Here is a 24,115-nt window from a genome sequence, read left to right on the forward strand (position 1 = left end):
AAGCGAAGCTAAAGGTAATACAAAGATACTACAACAAAGGCTAGGGAGAAATTGTGATTATCTCCAAGATCAATAAGAATCGTTTGAAGAGGAGGAGTAAAATGAGCGCTCAGAAACAAGCGGAAGGTGAGACCAAAAAAACTGAAGAAAATCCCATCGAGGGTCTCGGGCAGGCTTTAGAAGGTTTAGGAAACACTGTAGGTGGTCTTACAAAGGGCCTTGGCAACACTTTAGGAGGCCTTACAGAGGGTGTAGGGAAAACGGCAGGAGGTCTCACAGAGGGACTTGGAGAAACTGCAGGACAGATCATGGAGCCTGCAGGGCAGGCTGGACAACAAGTAACGCAACAGGGAGGACAGCAGCCTCAGCAGTTACAGCAGACTGAAGGGCAGCCCAAAGAGACTGCAGGTCAGACTGTACAACAGGCACAGGACGCTGCGGGAAAGGCCGGAGAGCAGAGCCAACTGCCGGCAGGTAAGACTGGAGGTATAGGAGAACTCATAAAGAGTATCAGAGAGAGCACAGATAGACTCGCAGAGAATATCAGAGAGAGCGCAAAGAGTGAGACTGCTATAGCCGGTCTTGTAAAGGGCATCCATGAGAATACAAATAAACTCGCAGGAGAAGTCAGAGAGGCTGCAAAGAGAGAGGTGACTATAGCTGGTCATGTAAGGGATATTAGAGAGAATACAGAAAGACTAGCAGAGGAAATCAGAGAAAGTGCAGGCGAGACTGAAAGGCAGGGAGGACAGCAGTCTCAACAACCACAACAGTCTCAACAACCACAACAATCACAACAGTCACAACAGTCACAACAGTCACAACAGCCAGAACAGGGAGGGCCTGGAAGTATAAGAAAGACTGTAAGTGGTCTTACAGAAGGTCTCGGACAGGCTGCAGGAGGTATCATGGGAGGTCTCGGAAATATTGCAGGACAATCTGGACAACAAATAGCACAACAGGGAGGACAGCAACCGCAGCAACTACAGCAGACTGGAGAGCAGCCCAAAGAGACTGCAGGTCAGACTGCACAACAGGTACAGGGCACTGCGGGCAGACCTACAGGTGAAGCAAGAGTTCCTGCAGAAGTCACCGGTCAGACCACGGAGACAAAGACCAGAGGGAGCCTCGAAGATTATTTCAGGGAGAGTACAGAAAAATTCAGAGAAGAAGTCAGAGAGACTGCAAAGAGGATGCAAAGTGGAGTCCGAAAATAAAAGTGAAAAGGAAAAGTAGAAGGGATAGAGCAGAAAAAGAAGAAGTAGAATCCAAGGATCCGGGAAGTAAAAAAGCCATGTATCGTATGTCTGTATCCAGCCGTATAACACCGGAGAGATCTCAAACCGAGATATCTCAAGCTCTGTTGTCAACCTGGTAGATCTTCATTCCTTGTTTGTTTTTTTAATCTGGATAGCTATGTTTTAGCCATATTCTCTACTGAGAAGTATAGTACTAAGTATATCTAAAATTTGCATTAACAGTCCCCTGTCTCAAAAACCTTATTAGAGGAAGGTTTTAAGAGGAATTAATTCATTATTATAATAGTACTTTATTAATAGTACTATAAGTGGGGATATCACGGCTATTAATGCCGATAATTTTCAGAACTTTTCGGTTTATATTCGTTAAAAGAGTGCAATAGCTGTGATCATCTCAAAATTTAAAAAGAAACTTTAGAAAAGGGGGAGTATCATGAGCGCTGAGGGTCAAGTGGAAGGTGAAGCTCGCAAAGCTGAAGGTCAGGCCAAGGAAACTGCAGGGCAGGCTGGAGAGCAAGCACAGCAGGCTGGACAACAGGTACAGGAAACTGCAGGGCAGGCTGGACAACAGGCACAGGAAACCGCAGGACAGGCTGGACAACAGGCACAGGAAACTGCGGGACAGGCTTTAGGTCAGGCACAGGAGACTGCTGGAGGTCTTGGACAGGCTGTAGGAGGTCTCGCAGGGGATGTCACAAAGACTGCAGAAGGTCTCACAGGAGAGGTTACGAAAACTGCAGGGCAGGCTGGAGGGCAACCACAGCAGGAGGGACAGCAGGGGCAGCAGCAGGCAGCAGGTAAGGCCGGAGAGAGAGGTATAGGAGAGCTCATAAAGAGTATCAGGGATAGTACAGATAGACTCGCAGAAAACGTAAGAGAGAGTGCAAAGAGTGAGACAACTATAGCTAGTCTCTTACAGGAAATCAATGACAATACAAATAAACTCGCAGATCAGGTGCGAGAGAATGCAAAAAGGGAGGCTACTATGGCTGGTCTCATAAAGGATATCAGGGAAAGTACGGATACTCTCACAGAGGAGATCAGACAGACTGCCAAAAGGATGAGCTTCGACATGGGAACCGAAAGCTAAAGGTGAAAAGAAAAGAGGCGAGGTCTAAGAACAGAAAGAATAGGAGTGAATTAAGAAGGGCCTGGGGAATTAAAAGAGCCGCGTATTATACGCCTGTACCCAGCCATCTAATACCCGAGATATCTCAACCTGAGATATCTCAAGCTCGGGTTGTCAATTTGGTAGATCCCCATCCCTGGCTTGTTTTTTTAATCTGGATGGTTGTAGTTTAGCTATATCTCTTCTACTCTATATCTGTATTCTACTATAATGACTATAATATCAATAGTTGTATCTCAAATATTTACATTGACAAGTCCCCGTTCTCAAAAACCTTCTTAAAGGAAGGTTTTAAGAGGAATTAATTCATTATTATAATAGAATCATTATAAAGTACTATGAGCGGGGGTATCACGGCTAGTAATGCCGATAATTTAAGGAGTTTTTCGGATTACACTCATTGAGAAGAAGCAATAGCTGTGATCATCTCAAAATTTAAAAAAAACTTTAGAAAAGGGGGAGTATCATGAGCGCTCAGGATCAAGTAGAAGAAGAAGCTCGTAAAGCTGAAGGTCAAGCCGAGGAAACTGCAGAACAAGCTGAACAGCAGGCACAACAGGCTGGACAGCAGGCTGGAGAGCAGGCACAACAGGCTAAACAGCAGGCTGGAGAGCAAGCCAAGGAAACAGCGGGACAGGCTGGACAACAGGCACAGGAAACAGCAGGGAAGGCTGGACAGCAGGCACAGGAGACAGCAGGACAAGCTGGACAGCAAGCCAAGAAAACAGCGGGACAGGCTGGACAACAGGTACAAGAGACAGCAGGACAGGTTACAGATACTGCAGGTCAGATTGTAGGTAAGGTCACGGATACTGTGGGACAAGCTGGCCAACAGGGACAACAGCCACAGGGACAGCAGCCACAACAGGGACAACAGCCACAGCAGGGACAACAGCCACAGCAGGGACAACAGCCACAGCAGGGAGGAGGGCCTTTAGGAGGCCTGGGAGAGACTGTAGGTGGTCTTACAGGAGGCCTCGGACAGGCTGTGGGTGGTCTCACAGGAGGTCTCGGACAGGCTGGAGAGCAGCCAAAGGAGGAGAAACCAAAGGAGGAGAAACCAAAGGAGAAGAAGCCAAAAGAGGAGAAGCCAAAGGAGACTGAAGAACAGCCACAGCCGCAACCGCAGCAGGCACAGCAGCCGCAGGAGACCGGCGGAGGTGGAGGGCCTTTAGGAGGTATAGGAGGTCTCACTGATACTGTAAGCGACACTCTCAAGTCGGTCACGGACACCACAAAGGGTATCGGGCTTCCTGAAATATCTGTGCTTTCACCCTCAGCTGAAGCTGGTGCTGAAGCTAAATCTGATGAGGAAGGTGAAAAGAAAAAAGACACTGGACGAGGGAAGAAAAAGCAGCAGTGAACTCGATAAGGATCTTAAAAAGTAAAAGAACTTTGTATTATGCGCCTGTAATCAGTCGTCTAATACCCGAGATATCTCGAGCCCGAATTGTCAACTTGAGAGATCCTTGAGGAAGCTTAATGACTGATTAATTAGCCACGTTGACCTTGAATAACTGATATTTTGGTAACGTGGCTATTTACTTCAATCTTGAGTTGTATTTTTTACTGTACCTTAATGGGGCTTAGTAGAAATCCTCTAAGTTGGATGTATTTACTCTTTTACAAAAATATCAGTAACTGGTGGGGTAATATGCAGCTATAAAATGTCAGTTTGTTGACTTGTGGATTTTAGTTATCCCATAACAGAACCGTCAGACTCATACTACTTATCAGGAAAGCTTTACAGATCTTGAATTATCTCTTTAGTAGCATTTTGTTTTTTAGTCTGCTCTGTGATTTGCTCCTTTCTCTCTGCTGGATACTGCATGTCTCTCAATATATCTTCTATGTTGCTTGCACTGCCCTCATACCTTTTACCTGATATTATTATCCATGCTGTCATAAGGATACTATCATTAAGATACTGTTGTCAGGAGATACTACTCAGGATGGAGCCATAAAAGTTAACATATAAGTCAAGCCAGTTTTGACAGGAGATACATTGTGCTCCCGAAGTGAAACTCGGGGAGTAAAACGAGTGAAACAGATATCGTACTGTTACATTTGCAGTGCAAATCTCAGAAAATTTTCGATTCCCTTTGATCCCGAAGCGAAACTGGGGAAGTAAACTCCGGTCGGCACAACAGTGGCATGATTTGAACCCAATATGCATCCATGCCAGGATTTAGTAAACTCACAATCAGTGCTATTCTTTCTTATCTGTGCTTTTTCCAGTGTTATTCTAAGAGCCCGATTAAGAGTCCTGGTCTTTTTGCCGGTTGTACGGATTCCAGAAAAACATTGTCATGGTAGACAGTTTGAGAAAAAATAGACTATAAGACGGTAATTATAAATTATGAGGTATATAAGAGAAAGCTATTTATACTATGTATGATTACTCATGCTAAGTGAGCGGGCCTCTTTTCCATAGTATAACCCCAAACCCATATCCCCCAACTATTCCCCCAAACTATTCCCCCAAACTCCCCAAGCCCGCTCACAAACTTTTCTCATAGTTTTTTCTCAACCTTGTTTAACAACATCGATTCTATCTCAACAAATCCTAACATTTTTCAGAATTTTCTCAACTTTACCTTAGTTATCTTACTAATATTCATATTGTCCCAACTTTTTTAGTTATTAAACATGAGGCAACGTAGGTTATGCAGAACCGTCGCCATGACGATATAGTTATCCGGATAACTTTTAGCAATAAAGCTGGTTTTAAAATCCCGACTATTTATGTTTTTGACCAAAATAATGTTCCATTCAGTTTCATTGTTCTTAGTTTCCTTATTCACAAATATTATTTTGGAGTGATTAGGGGTAGTTTTGAAACAAGCACAGATATAAATTAGAAGAAAAAACGAGAGAATTGTATGCAAGAGAGCATTAAATAGGACATGCGGCAACATGTAATAAATATATTAACAAAGTGTTTATAACTGAAGTTATACAGAGTATTTGTCAACTATCTCAACGCTAAAGCTGTGGGGCTTGCGCTTCTACGTCTTAGTTTCCTAAGCAGAGCACCATAGGCAGATTGACGACTGCCCTAGAAGCTATATTTTTAGCCGCATTATAATCAGCATTTTCCGTATTCCCACATTCAAGGCAGACGAAAGATGCCTGATTCTTTCTGTTCTTTTTGTTGATATATCCACAAGTAGAACATTCTCTTGAAGTGTTTCGAGGATCAACTGGAACTACCGAAACTCCTAACAGTTTTGCTTTATACTCRATGAAGTTCCTTAATTCAAGAAAAGMCCRTTTTCCAATTGATTCACGAACAGCCTTTGAAACCGTTACTCTCTCCCTAATGCCTGAAAGGTCTTMAAGTGCAATAGCTCGATTTGTGTCTTTGGCTGTGTTTACAATTTCCTTTGAAATACAATGATTGGTATCTTTTTTGAATCTTCTTTCTCTTCCGYTAATCTTTTYCAGATGCTTCTTTGCAGAATGTGTACCTAYTGATTGCAGGACAGCTTTAACTTTTGCGTATTTTTGCCTGATTTTGGTACACTTATCACCTGAATACGATTTTCCGTTTGATGTAGTAGCCAGATTGACGATGCCTAAGTCTACACCTAAGTCTACACCTAATACATCATCTGGAAGGATTGRTTCTGCATCTGGAAGGTCTACTACTATCATCAGATARAAAATTCCATTTTTRTAGATAAGATCAGCCTGTCCTTTTACCCTGTTAGCTTCCAGCTTTCTATACTCACCATACTGAATTTTTACTTCAATTCTTCCTTCCAGAGTTAAGATAGAAATTTCATCTGCTGATTTATAGGACAGTATTCTTTGATCATATACAATCGCACCATGCGGATCAAAAACATGAACYGAATCTTTRTTTACCTTATAACTTTCTGCGACTTTACCGATGGCTCTAACAGCCATTTGTGCAAACAGTCCAAACTTTTCTCTTATTTCATAGTAGATTTGCTTTTGCAGAGCTATTTTTCCAAAAATCCAATTTTTGTATGCAAATTCAGAGATGAAATCACATGCTTCATTGAATTTCTCCATAGTCTTTAAGAGTTTGTCATGTTGCTCTTGATTAGTTATAAGTTTTGATTTGACAGTTAGTAGCATAGATTTCACCTCTTTTATATTGAGTATATGACTCAATAGCATATAGGACTACTCTGCCTTGTGTTAAGTTGACGGAATTCCTCCCTGCACTAAAGCAACAGGGCTTCCTTCCTTATGATCCGTGAAAATACAGCCATTCCTGCGTTAGAGACTTAGAGCCTATCCGAAAAGTGTTGCAATCTGCTGTAACTTTTACAATAGGTAAGATTTGCAACCGGAATGTACACTTGATATTACGGATTATAAATCTCGTAATTTTTACAACATGCCATTATTGGCTTTCACCGATCTTTTAAAATTGATTTTTTTCTTTTTGAGGATGTTTTTGAAATAAATTGAAAACCTTTAAACGCATCCTCTTTTTATTTGATCTATCCGAAACTGGACTGCTGAATAAGAAACGAAAAATCTTCCCCAACCACCAAATCAATTGAAATATATTTTTCCTGCCGGCGGTCTGCTTAAATGTTCCCAGAATACGTTTGTTAAGAAAAAATTGGGAAAAGAGAACAAAAGACCCGTGATTTTTACAGCTTTAGAAGGGGCACTTTACAGGGCTTCTTTAGATTAAGCGATTTCTCTCCCTCTGGGGAGAGATTTTTGATTCTCTGGGGAGAGATTTTGTTCAAGCGACGTTTTTTAAGAGAATCATGGATTAATAATAGCTATTAGAAACTGGTACTACCAAATACGAAATAGAAATATTCCTTCAAAACCAATCCAGATTTAGTAAATTTTTCAGTGGGTGGACGCTTCAATCTAACCGCCGGAAACATTTTTTCCGATTTTTAGAGGTCGAAAATCCAACTGTACATTTGAGCATTAGAAGTTCCCACCCACTCAGTTTCGCCTTTCTCGATTATAACGGAAAACCGCAGGCATTTCCTGTTGAAGTCTGACTGTTCTCATAAAATCTTTAACGATGGTCTCCCCACCATCAAAGCCCATTTTCTTGATTTCATGAAAGTATCCTATCTGATCAATCATTTATCCCATAAGATGAGAATACCCCTTCCTCAAAACCCTGAACTTTGCGGAGAGTTTAGGGAGGGGTAGTTGACTCGCTTATTCATCCAGAAGAACAACAGGTTTGATCAGATCTCTTGGTTTTTCTTTCATGAGCATGAGAGCCTCTTCCATTTTGTCGAATCCTTCGAATACATGGGTGACCATTTTTTCTGGTTTTATTCTTCCGTAGGTACACAGGTCTGCCATTCTTTCCATTCTCAGACGACCTCCGGTTGTCAGGCCGCCACGTATGTCTTTGTGAGCCATACCCGACCCCCATTCAATACGTGGAATAGGAAGCGTGTCTCCGGTTCCGTAGTAGTTGACGTTTGATACCGTTCCTCCAGGTTTTACAATTTTGACTGCGTCTGAAATTGTGTTTTCATTTCCTCCTGCTATGATTACAGAGTCCACACCTTTTCCATTCGTCTTTTCAAGGATCTGTTCAACAAGTCCACCGCCTCTGTAATCAATAATATCAGATGCTCCGTATTCCAGAGCAAGATCAACACTGACTTTCCGACTTCCTACTGCAATGAGCCTACCCGCACCAAGAATAGATGCACCTGCCACTGCCATCAGACCAACAGGACCAATTCCTATGACTGCAACTGTAGAGCCCGTTTTAATATTTGCCATTTCTGCACCCTGTATTCCAGTAGTTGCCATATCTGATAGCATGACAGCCTGTTCGAGGGGCATTCCTTTTGGAAGTAGAGCTAAATTCATGTCTGCATCATTTACATGGAAATATTCGGCAAAGACTCCACTTTTGAAGTTTGAAAACTTCCATCCGGAAAGCATTCCATTTGAGTGCATAGGCATTCCATCCTGCACCTCTATGGATCGCCAGTCGGGTGTAATTGCAGGAACAATTACTTTATCGCCTGGTTTGAAGTCTTTGACCTCTGATCCTATTTCTTCTATAACGCCTACAGCTTCGTGTCCTAGAATCAAGTTTTTGCGGTCTCCAAGCGCACCTTCCCAGACAGTATGAATATCTGATGTACACGGCGCGACAGCAATAGGCCTCACGATTGCATCATATGGTCCTGCTGAAGGTCTTTCAGTATCAATCCAGCCTACTTTTCCAATTTCAAGCATTGCAAATCCTTTCATATTATCACACCAACCTTTTCAAAATAATTATTTTCCAATGTTTTTTATAGTAACCCACATTCTGCAGCAACTACATTTTAACATATAGAAATTTTGGATTATTAGAGGCTTTCTATTTACCTCTGATTTTTTCTAAAAATTTCTTTCATCCTCAATGTTCTCAGGTGATGCAAAATATAACAAAAGCCGTAATTTTTAATTGCCTTCAACAATTTGCAGTATGCGTTTTATATCCGGTTTTGCTTCGGGAATGCCCTCTTTAACAGATAACCAGACTACTTTCATGTTCACTCCGAAGTAAGCGCGGATCAACTTGTCCGGTTTGTAGTATTTATAATTACTAAAGAAGGAAATTTGATATGATTGAGAAAAAAAAGATCAAACACTCTTTTTGCCATGCTCGGATAGATACTGTTCAACCGTACGTCTTGAACTGTGCCACGTTTTTCCTATTTTTACTGCATCCAGAAGCCCCTGTCTTGCTCGTAGACTGAGATATTCCTGAGAATAAGGCGTTTTCGAGGAAAGTTCTTTAAGGGGTAGCAGTTCATCGGCTCCGCCTGAGATGGAGAGATAGAGGGTCAGGTTTTCATCTACGGCTTTTGCAATGAAATTGGCAAATGGTCTAAGGTTTCCAGCATCTGCAGCTCTAAGGGATTTGTAGTATTTTCCTCTGTCCTCTTTTTTGAGCACGACAGGAGGATAATCCCTTGAGATCAAATACAGGTTTATGAGGAGCCGGGCTACCCGTCCGTTTCCATCGCTGAACGGATGAATTTCTACGAATCTGTGATGCAGGAAGGAAGCTGTTTCAATAGGATGCTCATTGCTTTCAGCTATTTTTTCGATAAGTTCATCCGTCAGTTTTACTATCTTCGACCAATCGGGCGGAGATTTTACTGCACCTGTTATCCTCACATTTCTGGTGCGGTATCTTCCGGCGTCCTCAAATATACCTTTGGTTACAGTTTCGTGGATTTCCTGAATTATAATATGGTCTATTGCACATTTTTTCTTTGCCAGTTCCACCATCCGGTCAAAAGCTTTTGCGTTGTTGCTCGCCTCAAGATGTTCTCTGAGCGATTTTCCGCCAATAGTCAGCCCTTCTTCCAGAACAAGTTTTGTCTCCTGGAGTGTTAGCCTATTCCCTTCTATCGCATTCGAGTGGTAGGTATGCACTAACCTCATCTCTTCATGCAATCTGCCTAAAACATCTGCAGGGATGGGCCGCAGGGAGTTTAGCTGCATCATTTTTTCATTTATTCGTGCAAGAAGTTTTTCTTCAATCAAGTGAGTATCGGTATTGGCTATAATTTTACATATCCGATATGTGCCCCTTGGCATATATCGGTCTCGGGAAATTTTTGAGTTATCCGATATAAAGAGTTATCTTTCATATATTCAGTTCAGTTATAGTATATTTTTCCTGCCCACGGTTTGCTTAACTTTCCCCTGAATACGTTTGTGAAAAAAGTAAAAATCCAATATCAAATCCTTTCACCCATAAAAATTTATTTTATTTGCAGACGGGAATAAGGAAGATGAGATCAATTTTCTATTAAAAAACAAATCAAAACCGTGTACACATCTTGAAGACCCTGAGCTATTTACTAACCAATCAGGAGATAAATCAAGTGCATGTATGCAGCATGAAAGTATTGAATCTTTTTTTGAGATTTGTAAGGAAGGTATCTTTTCATTTGGACGATTATTTTAGAAGCGAAAACCTGTTAACCGAATTCTGTTTTCAGGAGCTATCAGAAAAAATAGTTATTATCTCCTTTACAAACCATATCTGGAAATTGTTATCATTTGAGAGTTTGCTTCTATTTTTATAGATAGATTTATATATTTTAAGTGCCATGTATGTGTGTTGATAAATAAAGATACGTATAATGATCTGTTATTAAAAACCAATTTTTGTTTTTGATCAAAGAGTTCTATACAATCTTATTTTAAACAATTAACTAAAAACTAAAACAAGGTGAAACAAAAATGGCTTTTAATGATAGAAACTTTAGAGGAAATTCTAATTCTAATTTCGGCGCTCCCAGAGAAATGCACAAGACAACCTGTTCAGACTGTAAAGTTGAGACAGAAGTGCCTTTCAAACCTGATCCTGAAAGGCCAGTCTACTGCAGGGACTGTCTTCCTAACCACAGGACACCCAGAGAAAACCGCAGATATTAAGTGTTATTTGTGTAACTGAGTTATATCAACACTTATTTCTTTTCCACTTTTTTAACTACACTATCGCAGAAACATACTTTTTTTCTTAACTTGTGATCTTTTGCAGTTTGTGAAAGAGATCTTTCCAGGATTGATTAATTTTGTTATTTATCGGTAAGTCTTCATTGAAGGAATATTTTCAAATAACGTGAAAATCTGTTAATTGAATTCGATTTTTTTTGGAACTATCTGAAACTGGACCGCTGAATAAGAACAGAAAGTTTTTTTCGGCCCCTTTAAATTCAATTAAAATATATTTTTTCCTGCCGTCAGTCTGCTTAAATCTTCCCTGAATTCGTTTGTTAAGAAAAGAGAAATTGAAAATTCGTGATTTTCGTATCTTTTGAAAAAATGCTTTGCAAAACCAATCAGTTTTACTTTTCATTAATATGTTTTCTTCAAGATTATCTTTGTATAAATTCAGAGGAAATATTAATCACACTTTTCATGGTATTTGGTTTTATTTCATCGCAAAGCTCTTTGAGTTTCAGAAAGGCGGCTTTAAATTCTGGTCGTTGACGCCATGCTTGTAAACTTTCCAAATTCTTCCATGGACCAAAAGAAATGAACCGATTCTTTTGCTCCGAATCCTGTAACATTACAACACTAAGACTGCCCTTTTGATAATTCAGAGTCCAATTAGCAAAATCCGTCCAGGTTTTTAGAAAAGCTTCCTCTTTACCTGTTTTGACAGTCCACAATCCAACTGAGTAAACTATTCCTTCATCCATTATAATTTCTCCCCCTCTCAAGTTATTTTTATTCATTTTATTTAATGTTTTGTCTTTTATAGAAAAATTCCTCTAAATCATAATCAAGAGGCTGAAAACAAATAAGTAAAATAATTATCAGTCATTCAGTTCAAATTAATGGGGATCTTTTATCTTAGAGGATTTTTGCAAAGCTTAAAAATTGACACTATACTCATCTTTTTCAGTTCATTTGAAATATATTTTTTCTGCCGGCGGTTTGCTTAAACCTCTCCCAAACACACCTGGATGATTAAGAAATCGAAAACACGGCAACGTACAGTTGAAGAAGTAGCAGTTTCCAACCGCTCATTTTCCTTTATCTGTTTAGAATGAAAGTAATGTGACTTGAAAAGTACTTTCGTTTCTTTTCGCCTGTAATTTGAATAATTTCATGTTTGTGTTTTAAAATATCACTATATTCTTATATTTTACTTGAAATTTTAGTATAGTGAATCTATCCCGAAACTAATATTGTGTTGAAATTATAGTATAGACTTATGTCATTCCATGAAATCGATGATGTTCTATGGGAATCCATAGAACCTTGTTTTCCCCAAAAACCACATACCTGAAGACCTCATGCCGATCTAAGGAAGTTAATGAACAGAATTTTGTAGGCCAGGTCGAGAGCTCCTCAAAAGATTTTGAATTATAACTTTGTAGCTATGATTGAAACCAGATTAAAGTAATTTCCACCTTCAGCTTCCATCATTCCTATATCTCTACGAGCAAAGTCGTTGTCACACATAAGCCAGTCTTTCCATGTTTCTTCAAAGCAATTTAACTCTTTACACTCCTGAATAGTTACCAGATCGGAAGTTTTCCATAAATTATACCACCAGTCGCAGGAGTAAAGATTTATATCATCGACCCAGTACGGCTGTAATTCTGCCGGAACTCCATTCGTAAAATCCTCTTTCAATCCGGGAACTGCAACTGCAATTTGTCCTCCTTTTTTTACAAGCGGAGCAAAATGATTTGTCAGATAATCTTTTTCAGCCCCGAAAAAGTTATAGGCGTCTATACAGATAGCAGCATCAAAAAATTCATTTGCAAACGGCAAATCGTGGGCTTCTGCGTGTATTGGTATTATTTTATCTTCCAGTCCCATTGACTTAATTCTCTCATAGTTATCTGTTGCACTTATCCAGAGATCAGTTGCAAAAACTGTAACATCATATTCTTTTGCCAGGAATATTGAGGTCAGCCCTTTTCCACAGCCAAGATCAAGTATTCTCATGCCTTTCTCAAGCTTTAAAGATTCGGATACTTCCTCAAGAATCTTCATTGAGTTGGGTCCCATCATGTTTTCTTTAACAAAATCAAAATCATACTTATTACTTTTTGTAAACACCATCTTGACCACTTTTCGTTAATCCATTCCATATTTAGTCAATTTATCTCATATTATTCCATGGAGTTTGTTACTTATCATTCTTCTATAGATTTAGAGGCAACTTTGTCACATATCGTCCTTTTGTTTGAACTAATGTATTCAGTCAGTATAGCCTTTAACTTAACAACTTCATTTTCATATGCTTGAACAGTAGTCTTAATATCGTTCAGAAAGATAACCGTTTTACTCTACAATAAACTGAAAAGTAGTGAAAAGGTCAACTACCCCTTCCTGCCCGCTTATGCGGTCAAGGAAGGGGCTTGAAAAAGAGCCCTTGTTGACCAGATCGCTGATTGGAGATTAAGAAAATCGGTAACCGATGTGGAAAAATATATAGTTACCTTCAAATGTCGCCTCAGTTTGAAGCTCTAAGGATGCCGGCTAAAAGTCCTAAAGGGTTATGGACGGTGCTTGCATTTCAAAACTTTCCAACATCAGATCGAGAGGAAGTTGGATTCTGGTTTTGACTCCACAAAATCAGACACACATAACTCTTCGGAGGAAAACTATATGTTAGTTTTCGTAATCAATAAAGAAAATCGACCACTAATGCCTTGTAAACCTTCAAAAGCAAGAAAATTGTTGAAAGAAGGGAAAGCAAAGGTAATTAGAACAATACCATTCACGATTAAGCTACTTTTTGGTAGCAGTGGCTACACTCAACCTATAATTGCAGGAATGGATACAGGTTCTAAAGTAGTAGGTTGCTCTGCCATAGCTAATGGAAAAGTGTTGTATCAATCTGAAGTTTATCTTAGAGAAGATATATCAAAAAAGATGCAACAAAGAGCAATGTATAGGAGAACAAGAAGGAGTAGAAAGACAAGATACCGACCTGCAAGATTTGATAACAGAAGCAATTCTAGAAAAGAAGGAAGATTAGCTCCATCCTTACGGAGTAAGTTAGAATCACATTTCAGAGAGAAAAGGTTTGTAGAATCTATTCTTCCTATTTCTGAATGGAAAGTAGAACTTGCTTCTTTTGATATTCATAAAATAACTGATCCATGTGTTTTTGGTACTGGTTATCAAAATGGAAATCAAAAAGGGTTCTACAATGTTAAAGCATATGTATTATTCAGAGATGGATATACTTGCCAGCATTGTAAGGGTAAGTCAAAAGACCCTAAATTGCACTGTCACCATATTGTATTCCGATCAGAAAAAGGTACAGATTCTCCTGATAATCTTATTTGTCTCTGCAATACCTGTCACGATGCTTTGCATCGAGGAAAATTTAAACTTTCTAACCGAAGATCAAAAACAAAACATCCTAATGAAGTTGGAATTATCAAATCTCAAATTAAGAAATCAGATTGGAATTTCATAGAAACTTTTGGATACGAAACGAAATTCAAAAGAGAACAAATCTTAGAGCTTCCAAAAACACATTATTTTGATGCTGTTTCAATATGCTGTAACGATCAAAAAGTGAAACTTGAAGATATTCTCTATCTTAAAAAACATGTTAGTAAAGGAGATTATCAGCAGAGAACAGGGAAAAGATCAGAAAAAATAATTCCTACTGGTAAATTGTTTGGGTTGAGAAAACTCGATCTTATTAAAACTGAACACGGAGCTGGTATTGTAAAGGGTAAAAGATCTACTGGTTATTTTGCTATAACTGATGTTATGGGAAACAAAATACATGATAGTGTTAATGTAAAACGAAATTGTGAACGATTGAGGGCTAGGACAACTACTCTAATTGAACAGAAAGTAGTTCCAGTAGAGTTGACGCATTCCTCTCCCACCTGTCGGGCTTCGCCCTCCTAGGAAGGGATCTCCTGCTTATGAAGATGAATGAAAAATTACTTGCAAAAATTGGATTGAACAGGTATGAGAGTTCAGTTTACCTGACACTTCTAAAACAGGATTCTATGGAAGCAAGCAAATTATCACATGCATCGAAAGTCCCTATAGGAAAGATCTACGAGATTCTCAAAGCCCTCAAAAACTATGAGCTTGTCGAAATCCAGCCGTCACGCCCACAGAGATACCGGGCGGTTGATCCTAAAAGCGCATTTAAACTCATGTACAAAAGAAAAGAGGAAGAAACACTCAATGAGCTCAAAATCCTCAAAGAAACATTTGATGAAATAGAAAGGGAACTTTGCAACGACAATTTACCACAAAATGTTGAAACTGTCTTCTGGCCTGACAGATTTCGTAATAATGAACTAAATGAAATGGTGGATTCATTTTTTGAGAAAATCGAGCATGAAATATGTGTTGTAATTCATATTAAGTACAAGCCTGGAGGATCGAAGCTATATGATGCCTCGGTATCCACCTTTAGCAAAGCTTATTTGAGTTTAGTACAGCGTGGCGTAAAAGTTAAAATTTTAGATCCGGGATCACAATTACTGCCATCATTAAAAGAGCTTATTGATTCAATAGAAGATCTGTCATTTAAACGCTATTTTAAGGATCTGATGGAAGTAAGAATTTTAGAAACCGAATACAATTTTACAATCATTGATTCTAAGATAACCCTGATCGATATTGAAGACCAGTTCAATATGAGTAGAAATCTCGGTATGACAAGAATATATGATGAATCATATGCAAAGCAATTCAAGACAAAATTTGATGAACTTTGGACAAAGGGTGAATTGTTTCTCTAACTTGACTTGCAAAGATATCCGTAAATTTCAATTTTTCTATTAGTTTTTGCCTCTTTTTCCTAAAGATGAAAGTAAATTACTTAAAATTGAATGAAAGTTCGTCTTCTATATTCAATTCAGTTAAAATATATTTTTCCTGCCAGCGGCTGCTTAAACCTTCCCCGAATACGTTTGTTAAGGAAAAGGATTAAGAAAAGCGAAATTGAAAAACCCTTGATTTTTGTATCTTTATAAAGGGCATTTTGTAGGACCTTTTTTCGATTATCTGATTTTATTTTGCTCTCCTTGCTAAAAAGGTAGAACTGTCTCCGCGATGAAATCTAAACTCGCCTTCCATTACGTCCTTCTCTTTTATCCTGATCCAACCACTACCAAAGACATGGTCGCACTCCTCATTTCCTTCAAAGGTGAATTCAAATCTTTTGCCATCAGCATATTCAACGATCCTTCCGTCGATATCACCATAAACTAAGCCAAACTGAAAATACCCCATGTTGTCTGGCTCTATCATAATATAAGCCTGAACGTCCATATTGAAATAGTCCTCATCCCATAGTTCCATCTCATAAATGTGCCACGTCCCTGTGAAATCCATAATTTTGACTGTCCTTTCTTGCATAAAAATATTGCTACACAATGTCATGAACTTGAATCTTTATAAGGGGCACTCTGCAGGGCTTCTTTAGATTAATCGATTCTTTCCTCTGGAAGGGATTTTTCTGATTCAAGCGATATTTTTTCAAATGTTATATTTTCATGAAATATATCCGAATATCAGATCCTTTCACCCATACAAATATTAAGCAAAAAGCCTTATAATCGGTCTATGCGGTTCAAAATTATCCTTGAGGAAGACGAAGAAGTTGGGGGATTTATTGCCAGCTGCCCCGGTTTGCCAGGCTGTTTTTCGCAAGGAGATACTGTAGAAGAAGTTATTGAAAATATTAAAGAAGCTATTCAGGCCTGCCTGGAATCCTTCGAAGGAGATGAACTGCATAATTCCTTTGAAGCAAATTTCCTGTAAATTTAGCTTTGCGGAATCAAATCAATCTTTTCTGACGGCAGTGTGCCGATTTTTCTGTAAAATCACAAATTTTAATAAGTTTTTGAGTCAAAAATTCCATATCAAAAGATCCATTTTCCCCACAGTACACAATAACTTTACTTTGAATTTACAGCAAATTCGTGACACTGCCTTTCTGACATTAGTAAAGCAACCCTGAAGACTGTTTTCGTTAATTTCTCCGTAATCTCTTTCCTGTTTTGAGAGGAAAATAGAGAAAAGAGGGAAATAAAGAAGTATCGAATTAACAGATATATTTAAGATAGGACAAACAAAATGATAACCAGGTGGTACTCTTGGGAGATGCTATTGAGTATGTAAAAGTCCCCAGAAAAGTCTTTGAGCCTATCAGTGACATGGTAAAAGCAGGCCTGTATAAAGACGAACAGGAGGCCTTGAAGAGGCTTGTTCACGACCAGGCTGAACAAAAAATAGATTACTACGGCAAAAAAATAGCTGAAATGGAACAGAAGTATGGAATGGACTTTTCTGCTTTTGAAAAAAGAATTCATTCGAGAGAAGGGGAAGAAGATTTTGAGGAATGGGATGATTTCATTCTCTGGGAAAGCTATGTCACAGCATCAAGGTACTGGGAACAGTTTTTATGACAATAAGCAAAACTGTTTCTGCTCTTTCTTCCAGCGAGATTGTTCTGGAATTAAAAGTTATCAAAGCAATCTTTGAACCGCCTGTCCAGGCCCTGAAAGCTACAGTGACTCTCAAAGGTGGTTATACATTGCAGATTAATGAAAGCTCGGGACCAGACTTTAGACGATACTCCTACCACCTTCAAAAAGGGGATGAAATGGTAAAACGCTGGGATAATTCTCCTCACTGGAAAGATCTTAAAACGTTTCCTTACCATGTCCATCAGGGAAATGATATGGAGCCAAAAGAGTCTTCCGAAATCTTTATAGAAGACATCCTTCGTGAAGTGGAAAAACTGCTGAGTTCAGGCATGTGAAGCAACTGATTTTCATCTTTCCAAGTAAACCAAAATTAAAAATTGAGGGCTAATCATGCACCGTTTCCTCGTTGTAATCGAAAAAGCAAACAACAACTATTCAGCATATTCCCCTGACCTTCCGGGCTGTGTAGCTACCGGTTCCACCCGAGAGGAAACAGAGAAAAATATCTACGAAGCTATTGAAATGCACGTACAGAGACTGCTTGAGGACAATTTACCTATTCCAGAATCAGAATCCTTTGCCGAGTATGTGGCTCTTGCTGAAAAACCCTCTACCGGTTCTGAAATTGTGTAAATTGTACAAAATTCGGTACTAATCACTTTTTAATTCATTCGAAATATATTTTTCCTACCGGCAGTCTGCCTAAATGTTCTCCGAATATGTTTGTTAAGAAAAAATTGGGAAAAGAGAACAAAAACCCCGTGATTTTTTCAGCTTTAGAAGGGGCACTTTACAGGGCTTCTTTAGATTAAGCGATGCTTTCCTCTGGGAGGGATTTTTCTGATTCACATTTCATCCAGTATTCGTTTGATGTCCGGTTTTGCTTCGGAAATACCCTCTTTAACAGATAACCAAACTACTTTCAGATTAACTCCAAAGTAAGCGTGGATTAATTTGTCCCGTATCCCTGCAAGATCTTTCCATGGAACAAAGGGATACTTTTCTCGTACTTCATATGGGATATTCTTTGTTGCTTCGCCAATGATTTCCAGAGCCCTGATTACTGCAAACTGGGTTTTACGGTCGGCAGCAAAATCTTCGAATGTCCAGCCGCTAACAAATTCTTCTGCTGCTTCCATTGCATTATAGATGTCCTGAATATAGTCTTTTGCTTCGCGAATCTCAATCCCTCTTCAGACGGCTTCAACTTCATTCAGGATATGTTTGCCTATATTCGGCTTCAACGCATCTTTCATAACCAGGTCCACCTTAACGCCCAGAGCGTCCGAAAGGTAGTTTTCAAGGTTGACAAATTTAAAAATAGTAGGAGTTTTGCTGAACTCAACAAGTATATCCAGATCGCTTCCCGGTTTCTGTTCTCCTCGAACGTAAGAACCAAAAATCCCCAGATAACTGACATGATACTTTTCTTTAAGCTCGGGAAGCATTTCGTGAAGTTTCTGAATGTAGCTGTCAGTTTCTTTTCGGTTTTCTGACATTTTTTCAGGCTCTGTCATTCTCTTTGATATGTTATAGTATTCTGCGGTTGTAGTATTTATAATTACTAAAGAAGGAGAGTGAAATCTCCTGTTTAATCTTTCAATTCAATTGAAATATATTTTTCCTGCCGGCGGTCAGCTTAAATCTACCCAGAATACGTTTGTTAAGATAAAGTTAAAAAAAGTGAAATTAAAAAAGCCGTGATTTCTGCTGCTTTAGAAGGGGCACTTTGCAGGGCTTCTTCAGATTAAGTGATTATTTTCCTTTGAGGGAGGTTTTCCTCGAACCAAGTGACATTTTTTAGGTGAGTTATGGATAAGAAAAAAATCGTCATGATTTAGAAAGAGGCATTTTCTTCATCGGTCAACAACAGTAAACCAAAACTTAATCATCCGATCCACAGAATATATATAAGATTTAAACAGCATAAAACTAGATATACCACATTCGGAAAGGTGTAATCATGCTTATCCAGTACATCCACGCAGCTCTTGAAAGGGCAAAATATGAAATCATCGATGACGAAGAACCTTATTATGGAGAAGTTCCAGAACTTGAGGGTGTGTGGGCTACAGGCAAGACCCTTGAAGAATGCCGCAGAAATCTGGAAGAAGTTATTGATGAATGGATCGTTATCAGATTAAGAAATAGACTTCATCTGCCTGGATTCCGCAAGTTTTCGAATTACATTTAAATATCCATGAAGACAGATTGAAATGAAAGTACGTGAGGTCATAAAGCTTCTTGAAGCCGATGGTTGGTATCTGGTTGCAACAAAAGGTAGCCACCGGCAATATAAGCATTCTGCTAAACCAGGCAGGGTAACGATTGCGGGCCATGGTGGAGATGATCTTGCTTCAGGGACATTGAACAGTATATTAAAACAAGCGCAGTTAAAAATGGAGGACTAAATCATGCACCGTTTCCTCGTTGTAATCGAAAAAGCAAATAATAACTATTCAGCATATTCACCTGACCTCCCAGGCTGTGTAGCTACCGGCTCCACGCGAGAGGAGGCAGAGAAAAATATATATGAAGCCATTGAAATGCACGTGCAAGGACTGCTTGAGGATAATTTACCCATACCGGAATCAGAATCCTTTGCCGAGTATGTGACTATTACTGAAAAGCCCTTTACGGGTTCTGAAGTTGTATAAGTTGGCTTTCTAATTTTTAATCTCTTTTTAAGTAAATTGAAATATATTTTTCCTGTCGGCGGTCTGCTTAAATGTTCCCCGAATACGTTTGTTAAGAAAAAATAGGGAAAAGAGAACCAAAAACCCGTGATTTTTACAGCTTTAGAAGGGGCACTTTGCAGGGCTTCTTTAGATTAATCGATTCTTTACCTCTCGGGAAGATTTTTTGATTTAAGGGACTTTTTCAAGTTAATTATAAACTAAAGAAAGTAGCCAGAAAATGGATCGCTTAATAAGAGGTGAAAATTTCTCCTTACCCTTTCCAGGTAACTCAAAATTGATTCGAAAAAGGTAAGTTGGAGTCATCCATCTTCATCCATCTATACGTCTTTTTATATGATTCTGAAATATCTATTATTATGGTTGACACACCCGAAAATTTGCCTGGTTGGGTAATTTGGCTTATTATTATATTTGCTATTCTCACAATTTTGGTAAAATGGGTATTACCTGTTATAAACTCCTAATTCAGAGACAGATACATGGCAATTTTAAAATTCAGATAAATAAGCATGAACTCATTAGAAACTAAAATTTAGTGTCTTCCTTCTAATGTTTTTTAAACATTTCCCCAGCTTTAAGTATTCAAAAGTATCCGAAACTGGACCGCTGAATATGGAATGAAAACTCTTCTTATAATTCCAATTCTTGGGAAATATATTTTTTCTGCCGGCGGTCTGCTTAAATCTTCCCCGAATATGTTTGTTAGGTAATGTCAAGAAAAGTGAAATTGAAAAACCCGTGATTTTTGCAGCTTTCGAAGGGGCACTTTGCAGGGCCGATTATTTGGTGATTTAACAATATATTTATAAGGATCGTTTTAAAAAGTAATCTGTAACAAGCATACGACAAATGTTGTCATTAGTAATTTTTTTGTGTCCTGATCCTATTGCCTACTACAAAACTTTTACACATTTGAAGATAGTCTCATTTTTATGTGATTTCTCTTTCTAAATAACTCCAAATACACGAGCAACACTTGCATATTCTTCTGCCACAAACTTTGGATATTTTGTATAAAGTTCTTTCATTTCCTTCAGGCAATCGTTTAAATCGTAAAATCGCCCAATACTGTTATAATAATTAATTGCACTAATCAATCCTTTTGCAAGTGGTTTTGCCACATTCTCCGGATATTTTGTATAAATTTCTTTCATTTCCTCCAGGCAATTATTTACATCGTCAAATCGTCCGGAAATATCATAACGATAAATTGCATTGTACAATCCTTTTGCAAATAGTTCTGCTATACTCTCTGGAGATTTTATATAAAGTCCTTTCATCTCCTTTAGGCAATATTTCATCTCTTCAAATCGTCCCGCACTGCCATAATGACTTATCGCATTGTACAATCCTTGTGGATATTCTTCTGTTGCATTCCCCGGATCTTTTGTATAAAGTTCTTCCATTTCCTTTAGGCAATATCTCATATCTTCAAATAACCCGGAACTGCCATAAAAACCAATTGCATTAATCAAGCCGCATGCGAGTTTTTTTCCCACATTCGGGGGATGTTTTGTATAAAGTTCTCTCATTCTCTTTAGGCAATCGCTTAAATCGTCAGATCGGTTTGCACTGCTATAGTACTTAATTGCATTAATCAAGCCACTTGCCAGTTTTTCTGCTATATTGTCTGGATATTTTACATAAAGTTCTTCCATTTCATTCAGACAATCGTTTACATCGTCAAATCGTCCAGCACTGCCATAACGACTAATTGCATTTGTTAAACCGTTTGCCAGTTTTTCTGCCACATCCTTTGGATATTTTGTATAAACTTCTCTAATCTCCTTCAGGCAATTGTTTACATCTTCAAATTGTCCAGCACTTCCATAAACAAGAATTGCATTAGTCAATCCATTTGCAAGTTCTTCTGCTACATCCTTTTGATGTTTTAGATAAAGTTTTCTCATTTCCTTTATGCAATCACTTACATCTTTAAATCTGCCAGCATTGCCATAACCAAGGATTGCATTAGTCAATCCTCCTGCAAACTCCTTTGCCACATCATTTGGATGTTTAGAATAAAGCTCTCTCACTTGCTTCAGGCAGTTACTTAAATCTTCAAATTGTCCAGCACTGCCGTAATAACAAACTGCATTTTTCAAGCCGCATGTAAATTCTTTTGCTACATTCTGTGGATGGTTTTTATAAAGTTCCTTCATTTTCTTTATGCAATCGCTTACGTCTTCAAATTGCCCAGCACTGCCATAATAATAAATTGCATTAGTTAATCCTTTTCCAAATATCTCTGTTACATCATTTGGATGTTTAGCATAAAGCTCTCCCGTTTCTTTCAAGCAATCACTTACGTCTTCAAATCGTCCAGCACCGCCATAACCAAGAATTGCATTAATCAAGCCGCTTGCTAGGTTTTCTGCCACATTTTCGGGACATTTTATATACAGTTCTCTCATTTCCTTCAAGCAATTGCTTATGTCTTCAAATCGCTCAGCTCGTCCACATAAAGCTACCAAATTTGCAAGAGTCATTGTAAAATAAGAGCTAACTTCATGCTCACACTTTGATGAAGATACAAAGTTATATGAATCAATGAAATGTTTAAGGTTGAGTTCCTCAAGTGATTGCGAATTGGACTGTAAGAATTTACTTGTGAAAAATAGAAAAGCTTTAAAGTACTCAAGGTTATTTCCTTTTGAACTGTTAATACTTACCCATATATCAGATATATTTTGAGATACCTTTTGGAAATAACTGGGATAATATCTTTGGATCAAAAAAAGATTATATGCCATTCTATAAGGGAAATGGGAGATGTGTCTTTGAATCCAATCTGTTGATTCGTCTTTCTCAATATACTCTGCCCTTAGAAAATTTGCCATAGGGTCATATCTGAAATCATACTCAATATTAGAATTTTTATTAGTAGGATTCTGCCTGTAAAAGAAAATGTCTAAATTTTTGCTATCGGAGAGCCGAATTATTTCTTCTACAACATCGAGATCTTTTTTGTACATTTTCAAAAATTCTTTGTCTTCTGACCATCGGATAGGTGTTATTAAAGAGATTCTTGAAAGAGCTAGTTTTACTTCCTCTATTCTGTATGAAGACCTCTTGCAAATATCATTGGCATACTTTTCGACTCTATGAGCCAAAATATTTTTTGATTCGTTAATTTTACCTTTCTCTTTGAAATACTCAGTGTAAATTATAGCATTCACATCTAAATTTTGTTGTAGAAATTCGGCAATTTCCCCTTTTTCTAGATGGAGATTAGTGAAACTTGCATACCATTCGGCAATTTCCCCTTTTTCTAGATGGAGATTGGTGAAACTTGCATACCTTTCCCTTAACTCACTTTCAATTGAATCTTTGAAAATCGGTCTTTCAATAAGTATGAGTTTCATATCACTGGATTCTTTGGGAGGATGCAAGACAAAATCAATAAGTTTGCTTTTTTCAATTTCTGGATACCTTGATGTTTCATCCAAAATTAGTAATGTATATTTTCTTGCATGAAATCTATTAAAATTGTTCTCACGATGAATAAAATAAACATCCCAATCCTCCATTTCGCGTTTCACAAGTCGAGCAAACTCTATACTCAATCTCGTTTTTCCTACTGCCCCAAGTCCAGTAAGTACCAATATTTTATTAGAAGAAATTGTAAGAAAATCCTTCAGTACATTTAAATCATCTTGCCTACCTACAAAGCATGAATATCTCTGACCACAAATGTCTCTGTTTTCTGTTCTTGACTCAAATTCTTCCAGCGTAAGTAAAGGATTTTCTTTAATGCTTTTTTCAACACCTTCTAATATAGATTCAATCAGATCGATTTTAGTCGTCTTTAATTCTTTTTTCAGTTGTGAACTGTATTCTTCCAACGATATATCTAATATTTTTTCTAGGTAGTCACTGATCTTGCTTTTAATTTCCGGGCTCCAGTTATCAGGATCTGCCACTTCTAACTCAACAGCATCTTTTGGCTCGATTTCTAACAGTTCAAACGAAAGTATTCCAAAAAGAGTTATAGAAGGTTTGATGGAGACCTTAGGTTCTAGACTCACTTTATAATTTTGACAAAAATTTCTTATTTTATCTAATACCATAGGTTTTCCTCATAAACAGAAATTTTTT

Annotated in this window: 23 protein-coding genes; 13 read left to right on the top strand and 10 right to left on the bottom strand. The window is 38.2% G+C overall.

Translation table 11 applies throughout. The features are described 5' to 3' along the window. Nucleotides 1–101: 101 nt before the first annotated feature. From FXV91_RS04560 to FXV91_RS04570, 3 genes are all read left to right on the top strand, one after another. Complete coding sequence (locus tag FXV91_RS04560; RefSeq protein WP_229388848.1) at nucleotides 102–1,217, top strand: hypothetical protein; 1,116 nt, start codon at nucleotides 102–104, stop codon at nucleotides 1,215–1,217. Between the two features lie 475 nt (nucleotides 1,218–1,692). Further along, nucleotides 1,693–2,349 carry a hypothetical protein gene (locus FXV91_RS04565; protein ID WP_229388850.1) on the top strand — a complete coding sequence of 219 codons (657 nt, stop codon included), beginning with the start codon at nucleotides 1,693–1,695 and terminating at the stop codon, nucleotides 2,347–2,349. A 505-nt stretch (nucleotides 2,350–2,854) separates the two neighbouring features. Continuing rightward, nucleotides 2,855–3,751, top strand: coding sequence for a hypothetical protein (locus FXV91_RS04570; RefSeq protein ID WP_229388852.1), 897 nt, complete (start codon nucleotides 2,855–2,857; stop codon nucleotides 3,749–3,751). A gap of 381 nt (nucleotides 3,752–4,132) precedes the next feature. Here FXV91_RS04570 and FXV91_RS04575 read toward each other — a convergent pair whose 3' ends face one another. From FXV91_RS04575 to FXV91_RS04590, 4 genes are all read right to left on the bottom strand, one after another. Next, nucleotides 4,133–4,294 carry a hypothetical protein gene (locus FXV91_RS04575; protein ID WP_229388854.1) on the bottom strand — a complete coding sequence of 54 codons (162 nt, stop codon included), beginning with the start codon at nucleotides 4,292–4,294 and terminating at the stop codon, nucleotides 4,133–4,135. A gap of 1,109 nt (nucleotides 4,295–5,403) precedes the next feature. After that, on the bottom strand, nucleotides 5,404–6,495 hold the full coding sequence (locus FXV91_RS04580; RefSeq protein ID WP_229388856.1) for an RNA-guided endonuclease TnpB family protein: 1,092 nt from the start codon (nucleotides 6,493–6,495) through the stop codon (nucleotides 5,404–5,406). Between the two features lie 1,065 nt (nucleotides 6,496–7,560). Then, on the bottom strand, nucleotides 7,561–8,622 hold the full coding sequence (locus tag FXV91_RS04585; RefSeq protein ID WP_229388858.1) for an NAD(P)-dependent alcohol dehydrogenase: 1,062 nt from the start codon (nucleotides 8,620–8,622) through the stop codon (nucleotides 7,561–7,563). 378 nt (nucleotides 8,623–9,000) lie between these two features. After that, a complete protein-coding gene (locus FXV91_RS04590; RefSeq protein ID WP_229388861.1) occupies nucleotides 9,001–9,912 on the bottom strand; it encodes a Fic family protein in 912 nt (303 codons plus the stop codon). A 705-nt stretch (nucleotides 9,913–10,617) separates the two neighbouring features. Here FXV91_RS04590 and FXV91_RS04595 point away from each other — a divergent pair. Then, nucleotides 10,618–10,812, top strand: coding sequence for a CxxC-x17-CxxC domain-containing protein (locus FXV91_RS04595; RefSeq protein WP_229388863.1), 195 nt, complete (start codon nucleotides 10,618–10,620; stop codon nucleotides 10,810–10,812). Nucleotides 10,813–11,255: 443 nt separating this feature from the next. Here FXV91_RS04595 and FXV91_RS04600 read toward each other — a convergent pair whose 3' ends face one another. Both FXV91_RS04600 and FXV91_RS04605 read right to left on the bottom strand, forming a co-directional pair. Further along, the gene (locus FXV91_RS04600; RefSeq protein WP_229388865.1) at nucleotides 11,256–11,582 is read right to left on the bottom strand and encodes an antibiotic biosynthesis monooxygenase family protein; all 327 of its coding nucleotides are present in this window, start codon (nucleotides 11,580–11,582) and stop codon (nucleotides 11,256–11,258) included. A 670-nt stretch (nucleotides 11,583–12,252) separates the two neighbouring features. Continuing rightward, on the bottom strand, nucleotides 12,253–12,960 hold the full coding sequence (locus tag FXV91_RS04605) for a methyltransferase domain-containing protein (RefSeq protein WP_229388867.1): 708 nt from the start codon (nucleotides 12,958–12,960) through the stop codon (nucleotides 12,253–12,255). 549 nt (nucleotides 12,961–13,509) lie between these two features. On the opposite strand from FXV91_RS04605, the gene iscB reads away from it, so the two are divergent. Beyond that, complete coding sequence (gene iscB / locus FXV91_RS04610) at nucleotides 13,510–14,775, top strand: RNA-guided endonuclease IscB (RefSeq protein WP_229388869.1); 1,266 nt, start codon at nucleotides 13,510–13,512, stop codon at nucleotides 14,773–14,775. Between the two features lie 17 nt (nucleotides 14,776–14,792). Continuing rightward, on the top strand, nucleotides 14,793–15,626 hold the full coding sequence (locus tag FXV91_RS04615; RefSeq protein WP_229388872.1) for a TrmB family transcriptional regulator: 834 nt from the start codon (nucleotides 14,793–14,795) through the stop codon (nucleotides 15,624–15,626). A 271-nt stretch (nucleotides 15,627–15,897) separates the two neighbouring features. Here the strand turns inward: FXV91_RS04615 and FXV91_RS04620 are convergent, their stop codons facing one another. Next, entirely contained in the window at nucleotides 15,898–16,245 is a 348-nt protein-coding gene (locus tag FXV91_RS04620; protein ID WP_229388874.1) for a hypothetical protein, read from the bottom strand. Nucleotides 16,246–16,452: 207 nt separating this feature from the next. Here FXV91_RS04620 and FXV91_RS04625 point away from each other — a divergent pair, with 207 nt between their 5' ends. The 4 genes from FXV91_RS04625 to FXV91_RS04640 all read left to right on the top strand — a co-directional run bounded on the left by FXV91_RS04625 (nucleotide 16,453) and on the right by FXV91_RS04640 (nucleotide 17,951). Then, on the top strand, nucleotides 16,453–16,650 hold the full coding sequence (locus FXV91_RS04625; protein WP_229388876.1) for a type II toxin-antitoxin system HicB family antitoxin: 198 nt from the start codon (nucleotides 16,453–16,455) through the stop codon (nucleotides 16,648–16,650). A gap of 326 nt (nucleotides 16,651–16,976) precedes the next feature. Continuing rightward, entirely contained in the window at nucleotides 16,977–17,297 is a 321-nt protein-coding gene (locus tag FXV91_RS04630; protein WP_229388878.1) for a hypothetical protein, read from the top strand. Continuing rightward, nucleotides 17,294–17,653, top strand: a complete 360-nt coding sequence (locus FXV91_RS04635; RefSeq protein ID WP_229388879.1) for a DUF6516 family protein — start codon at nucleotides 17,294–17,296, stop codon at nucleotides 17,651–17,653. Before FXV91_RS04630 ends, FXV91_RS04635 begins: the two co-directional genes overlap by 4 nt. 55 nt (nucleotides 17,654–17,708) lie before the next feature. Then, a complete protein-coding gene (locus FXV91_RS04640) occupies nucleotides 17,709–17,951 on the top strand; it encodes a type II toxin-antitoxin system HicB family antitoxin (RefSeq protein WP_229388881.1) in 243 nt (80 codons plus the stop codon). Nucleotides 17,952–18,163: 212 nt separating this feature from the next. Here the strand turns inward: FXV91_RS04640 and FXV91_RS04645 are convergent, their stop codons facing one another. Both FXV91_RS04645 and FXV91_RS04650 read right to left on the bottom strand, forming a co-directional pair. Continuing rightward, complete coding sequence (locus FXV91_RS04645; protein WP_229388883.1) at nucleotides 18,164–18,457, bottom strand: DUF86 domain-containing protein; 294 nt, start codon at nucleotides 18,455–18,457, stop codon at nucleotides 18,164–18,166. Nucleotides 18,458–18,511: 54 nt separating this feature from the next. After that, nucleotides 18,512–18,817: a nucleotidyltransferase family protein gene (locus FXV91_RS04650; RefSeq protein ID WP_229388885.1), complete on the bottom strand. Its 306-nt coding sequence runs from the start codon at nucleotides 18,815–18,817 to the stop codon at nucleotides 18,512–18,514. A gap of 464 nt (nucleotides 18,818–19,281) precedes the next feature. On the opposite strand from FXV91_RS04650, the gene FXV91_RS04655 reads away from it, so the two are divergent. From FXV91_RS04655 to FXV91_RS04665, 3 genes are read left to right on the top strand one after another with little or no spacing between them, the layout of a single operon-like run. Next, on the top strand, nucleotides 19,282–19,512 hold the full coding sequence (locus tag FXV91_RS04655) for a type II toxin-antitoxin system HicB family antitoxin (protein ID WP_229388887.1): 231 nt from the start codon (nucleotides 19,282–19,284) through the stop codon (nucleotides 19,510–19,512). Nucleotides 19,513–19,534: 22 nt separating this feature from the next. Further along, the gene (locus FXV91_RS04660; protein ID WP_229388889.1) at nucleotides 19,535–19,729 is read left to right on the top strand and encodes a type II toxin-antitoxin system HicA family toxin; all 195 of its coding nucleotides are present in this window, start codon (nucleotides 19,535–19,537) and stop codon (nucleotides 19,727–19,729) included. 3 nt (nucleotides 19,730–19,732) lie between these two features. Next, on the top strand, nucleotides 19,733–19,975 hold the full coding sequence (locus FXV91_RS04665) for a type II toxin-antitoxin system HicB family antitoxin (protein ID WP_229388891.1): 243 nt from the start codon (nucleotides 19,733–19,735) through the stop codon (nucleotides 19,973–19,975). 989 nt (nucleotides 19,976–20,964) lie between these two features. Here the strand turns inward: FXV91_RS04665 and FXV91_RS04670 are convergent. Continuing rightward, nucleotides 20,965–24,087 carry a hypothetical protein gene (locus FXV91_RS04670; RefSeq protein ID WP_229388893.1) on the bottom strand — a complete coding sequence of 1,041 codons (3,123 nt, stop codon included), beginning with the start codon at nucleotides 24,085–24,087 and terminating at the stop codon, nucleotides 20,965–20,967. Nucleotides 24,088–24,115 lie beyond the last annotated feature (28 nt).

This window comes from Methanosarcina sp. DH2, from assembly GCF_020804225.1.
Classification (GTDB): domain Archaea; phylum Halobacteriota; class Methanosarcinia; order Methanosarcinales; family Methanosarcinaceae; genus Methanosarcina.

Bases quoted from the DNA above. Each gene is read 5' to 3' on its own strand.
- FXV91_RS04560 (WP_229388848.1), top strand. From the start codon at position 102: ATGAGCGCTCAGAAACAAGCGGAAGGTGAGACCAAAAAAACTGAAGAA.
- FXV91_RS04565 (WP_229388850.1), top strand. From the start codon at position 1,693: ATGAGCGCTGAGGGTCAAGTGGAAGGTGAAGCTCGCAAAGCTGAAGGT.
- FXV91_RS04570 (WP_229388852.1), top strand. From the start codon at position 2,855: ATGAGCGCTCAGGATCAAGTAGAAGAAGAAGCTCGTAAAGCTGAAGGT.
- FXV91_RS04575 (WP_229388854.1), bottom strand. From the start codon at position 4,294: ATGACAGCATGGATAATAATATCAGGTAAAAGGTATGAGGGCAGTGCA.
- FXV91_RS04585 (WP_229388858.1), bottom strand. From the start codon at position 8,622: ATGAAAGGATTTGCAATGCTTGAAATTGGAAAAGTAGGCTGGATTGAT.
- FXV91_RS04595 (WP_229388863.1), top strand. From the start codon at position 10,618: ATGGCTTTTAATGATAGAAACTTTAGAGGAAATTCTAATTCTAATTTC.
- FXV91_RS04600 (WP_229388865.1), bottom strand. From the start codon at position 11,582: ATGGATGAAGGAATAGTTTACTCAGTTGGATTGTGGACTGTCAAAACA.
- FXV91_RS04605 (WP_229388867.1), bottom strand. From the start codon at position 12,960: ATGGTGTTTACAAAAAGTAATAAGTATGATTTTGATTTTGTTAAAGAA.
- iscB (WP_229388869.1), top strand. From the start codon at position 13,510: ATGTTAGTTTTCGTAATCAATAAAGAAAATCGACCACTAATGCCTTGT.
- FXV91_RS04615 (WP_229388872.1), top strand. From the start codon at position 14,793: ATGAAGATGAATGAAAAATTACTTGCAAAAATTGGATTGAACAGGTAT.
- FXV91_RS04620 (WP_229388874.1), bottom strand. From the start codon at position 16,245: ATGCAAGAAAGGACAGTCAAAATTATGGATTTCACAGGGACGTGGCAC.
- FXV91_RS04625 (WP_229388876.1), top strand. From the start codon at position 16,453: ATGCGGTTCAAAATTATCCTTGAGGAAGACGAAGAAGTTGGGGGATTT.
- FXV91_RS04635 (WP_229388879.1), top strand. From the start codon at position 17,294: ATGACAATAAGCAAAACTGTTTCTGCTCTTTCTTCCAGCGAGATTGTT.
- FXV91_RS04640 (WP_229388881.1), top strand. From the start codon at position 17,709: ATGCACCGTTTCCTCGTTGTAATCGAAAAAGCAAACAACAACTATTCA.
- FXV91_RS04645 (WP_229388883.1), bottom strand. From the start codon at position 18,457: ATGGAAGCAGCAGAAGAATTTGTTAGCGGCTGGACATTCGAAGATTTT.
- FXV91_RS04650 (WP_229388885.1), bottom strand. From the start codon at position 18,817: ATGTCAGAAAACCGAAAAGAAACTGACAGCTACATTCAGAAACTTCAC.
- FXV91_RS04655 (WP_229388887.1), top strand. From the start codon at position 19,282: ATGCTTATCCAGTACATCCACGCAGCTCTTGAAAGGGCAAAATATGAA.
- FXV91_RS04660 (WP_229388889.1), top strand. From the start codon at position 19,535: ATGAAAGTACGTGAGGTCATAAAGCTTCTTGAAGCCGATGGTTGGTAT.
- FXV91_RS04665 (WP_229388891.1), top strand. From the start codon at position 19,733: ATGCACCGTTTCCTCGTTGTAATCGAAAAAGCAAATAATAACTATTCA.
- FXV91_RS04670 (WP_229388893.1), bottom strand. From the start codon at position 24,087: ATGGTATTAGATAAAATAAGAAATTTTTGTCAAAATTATAAAGTGAGT.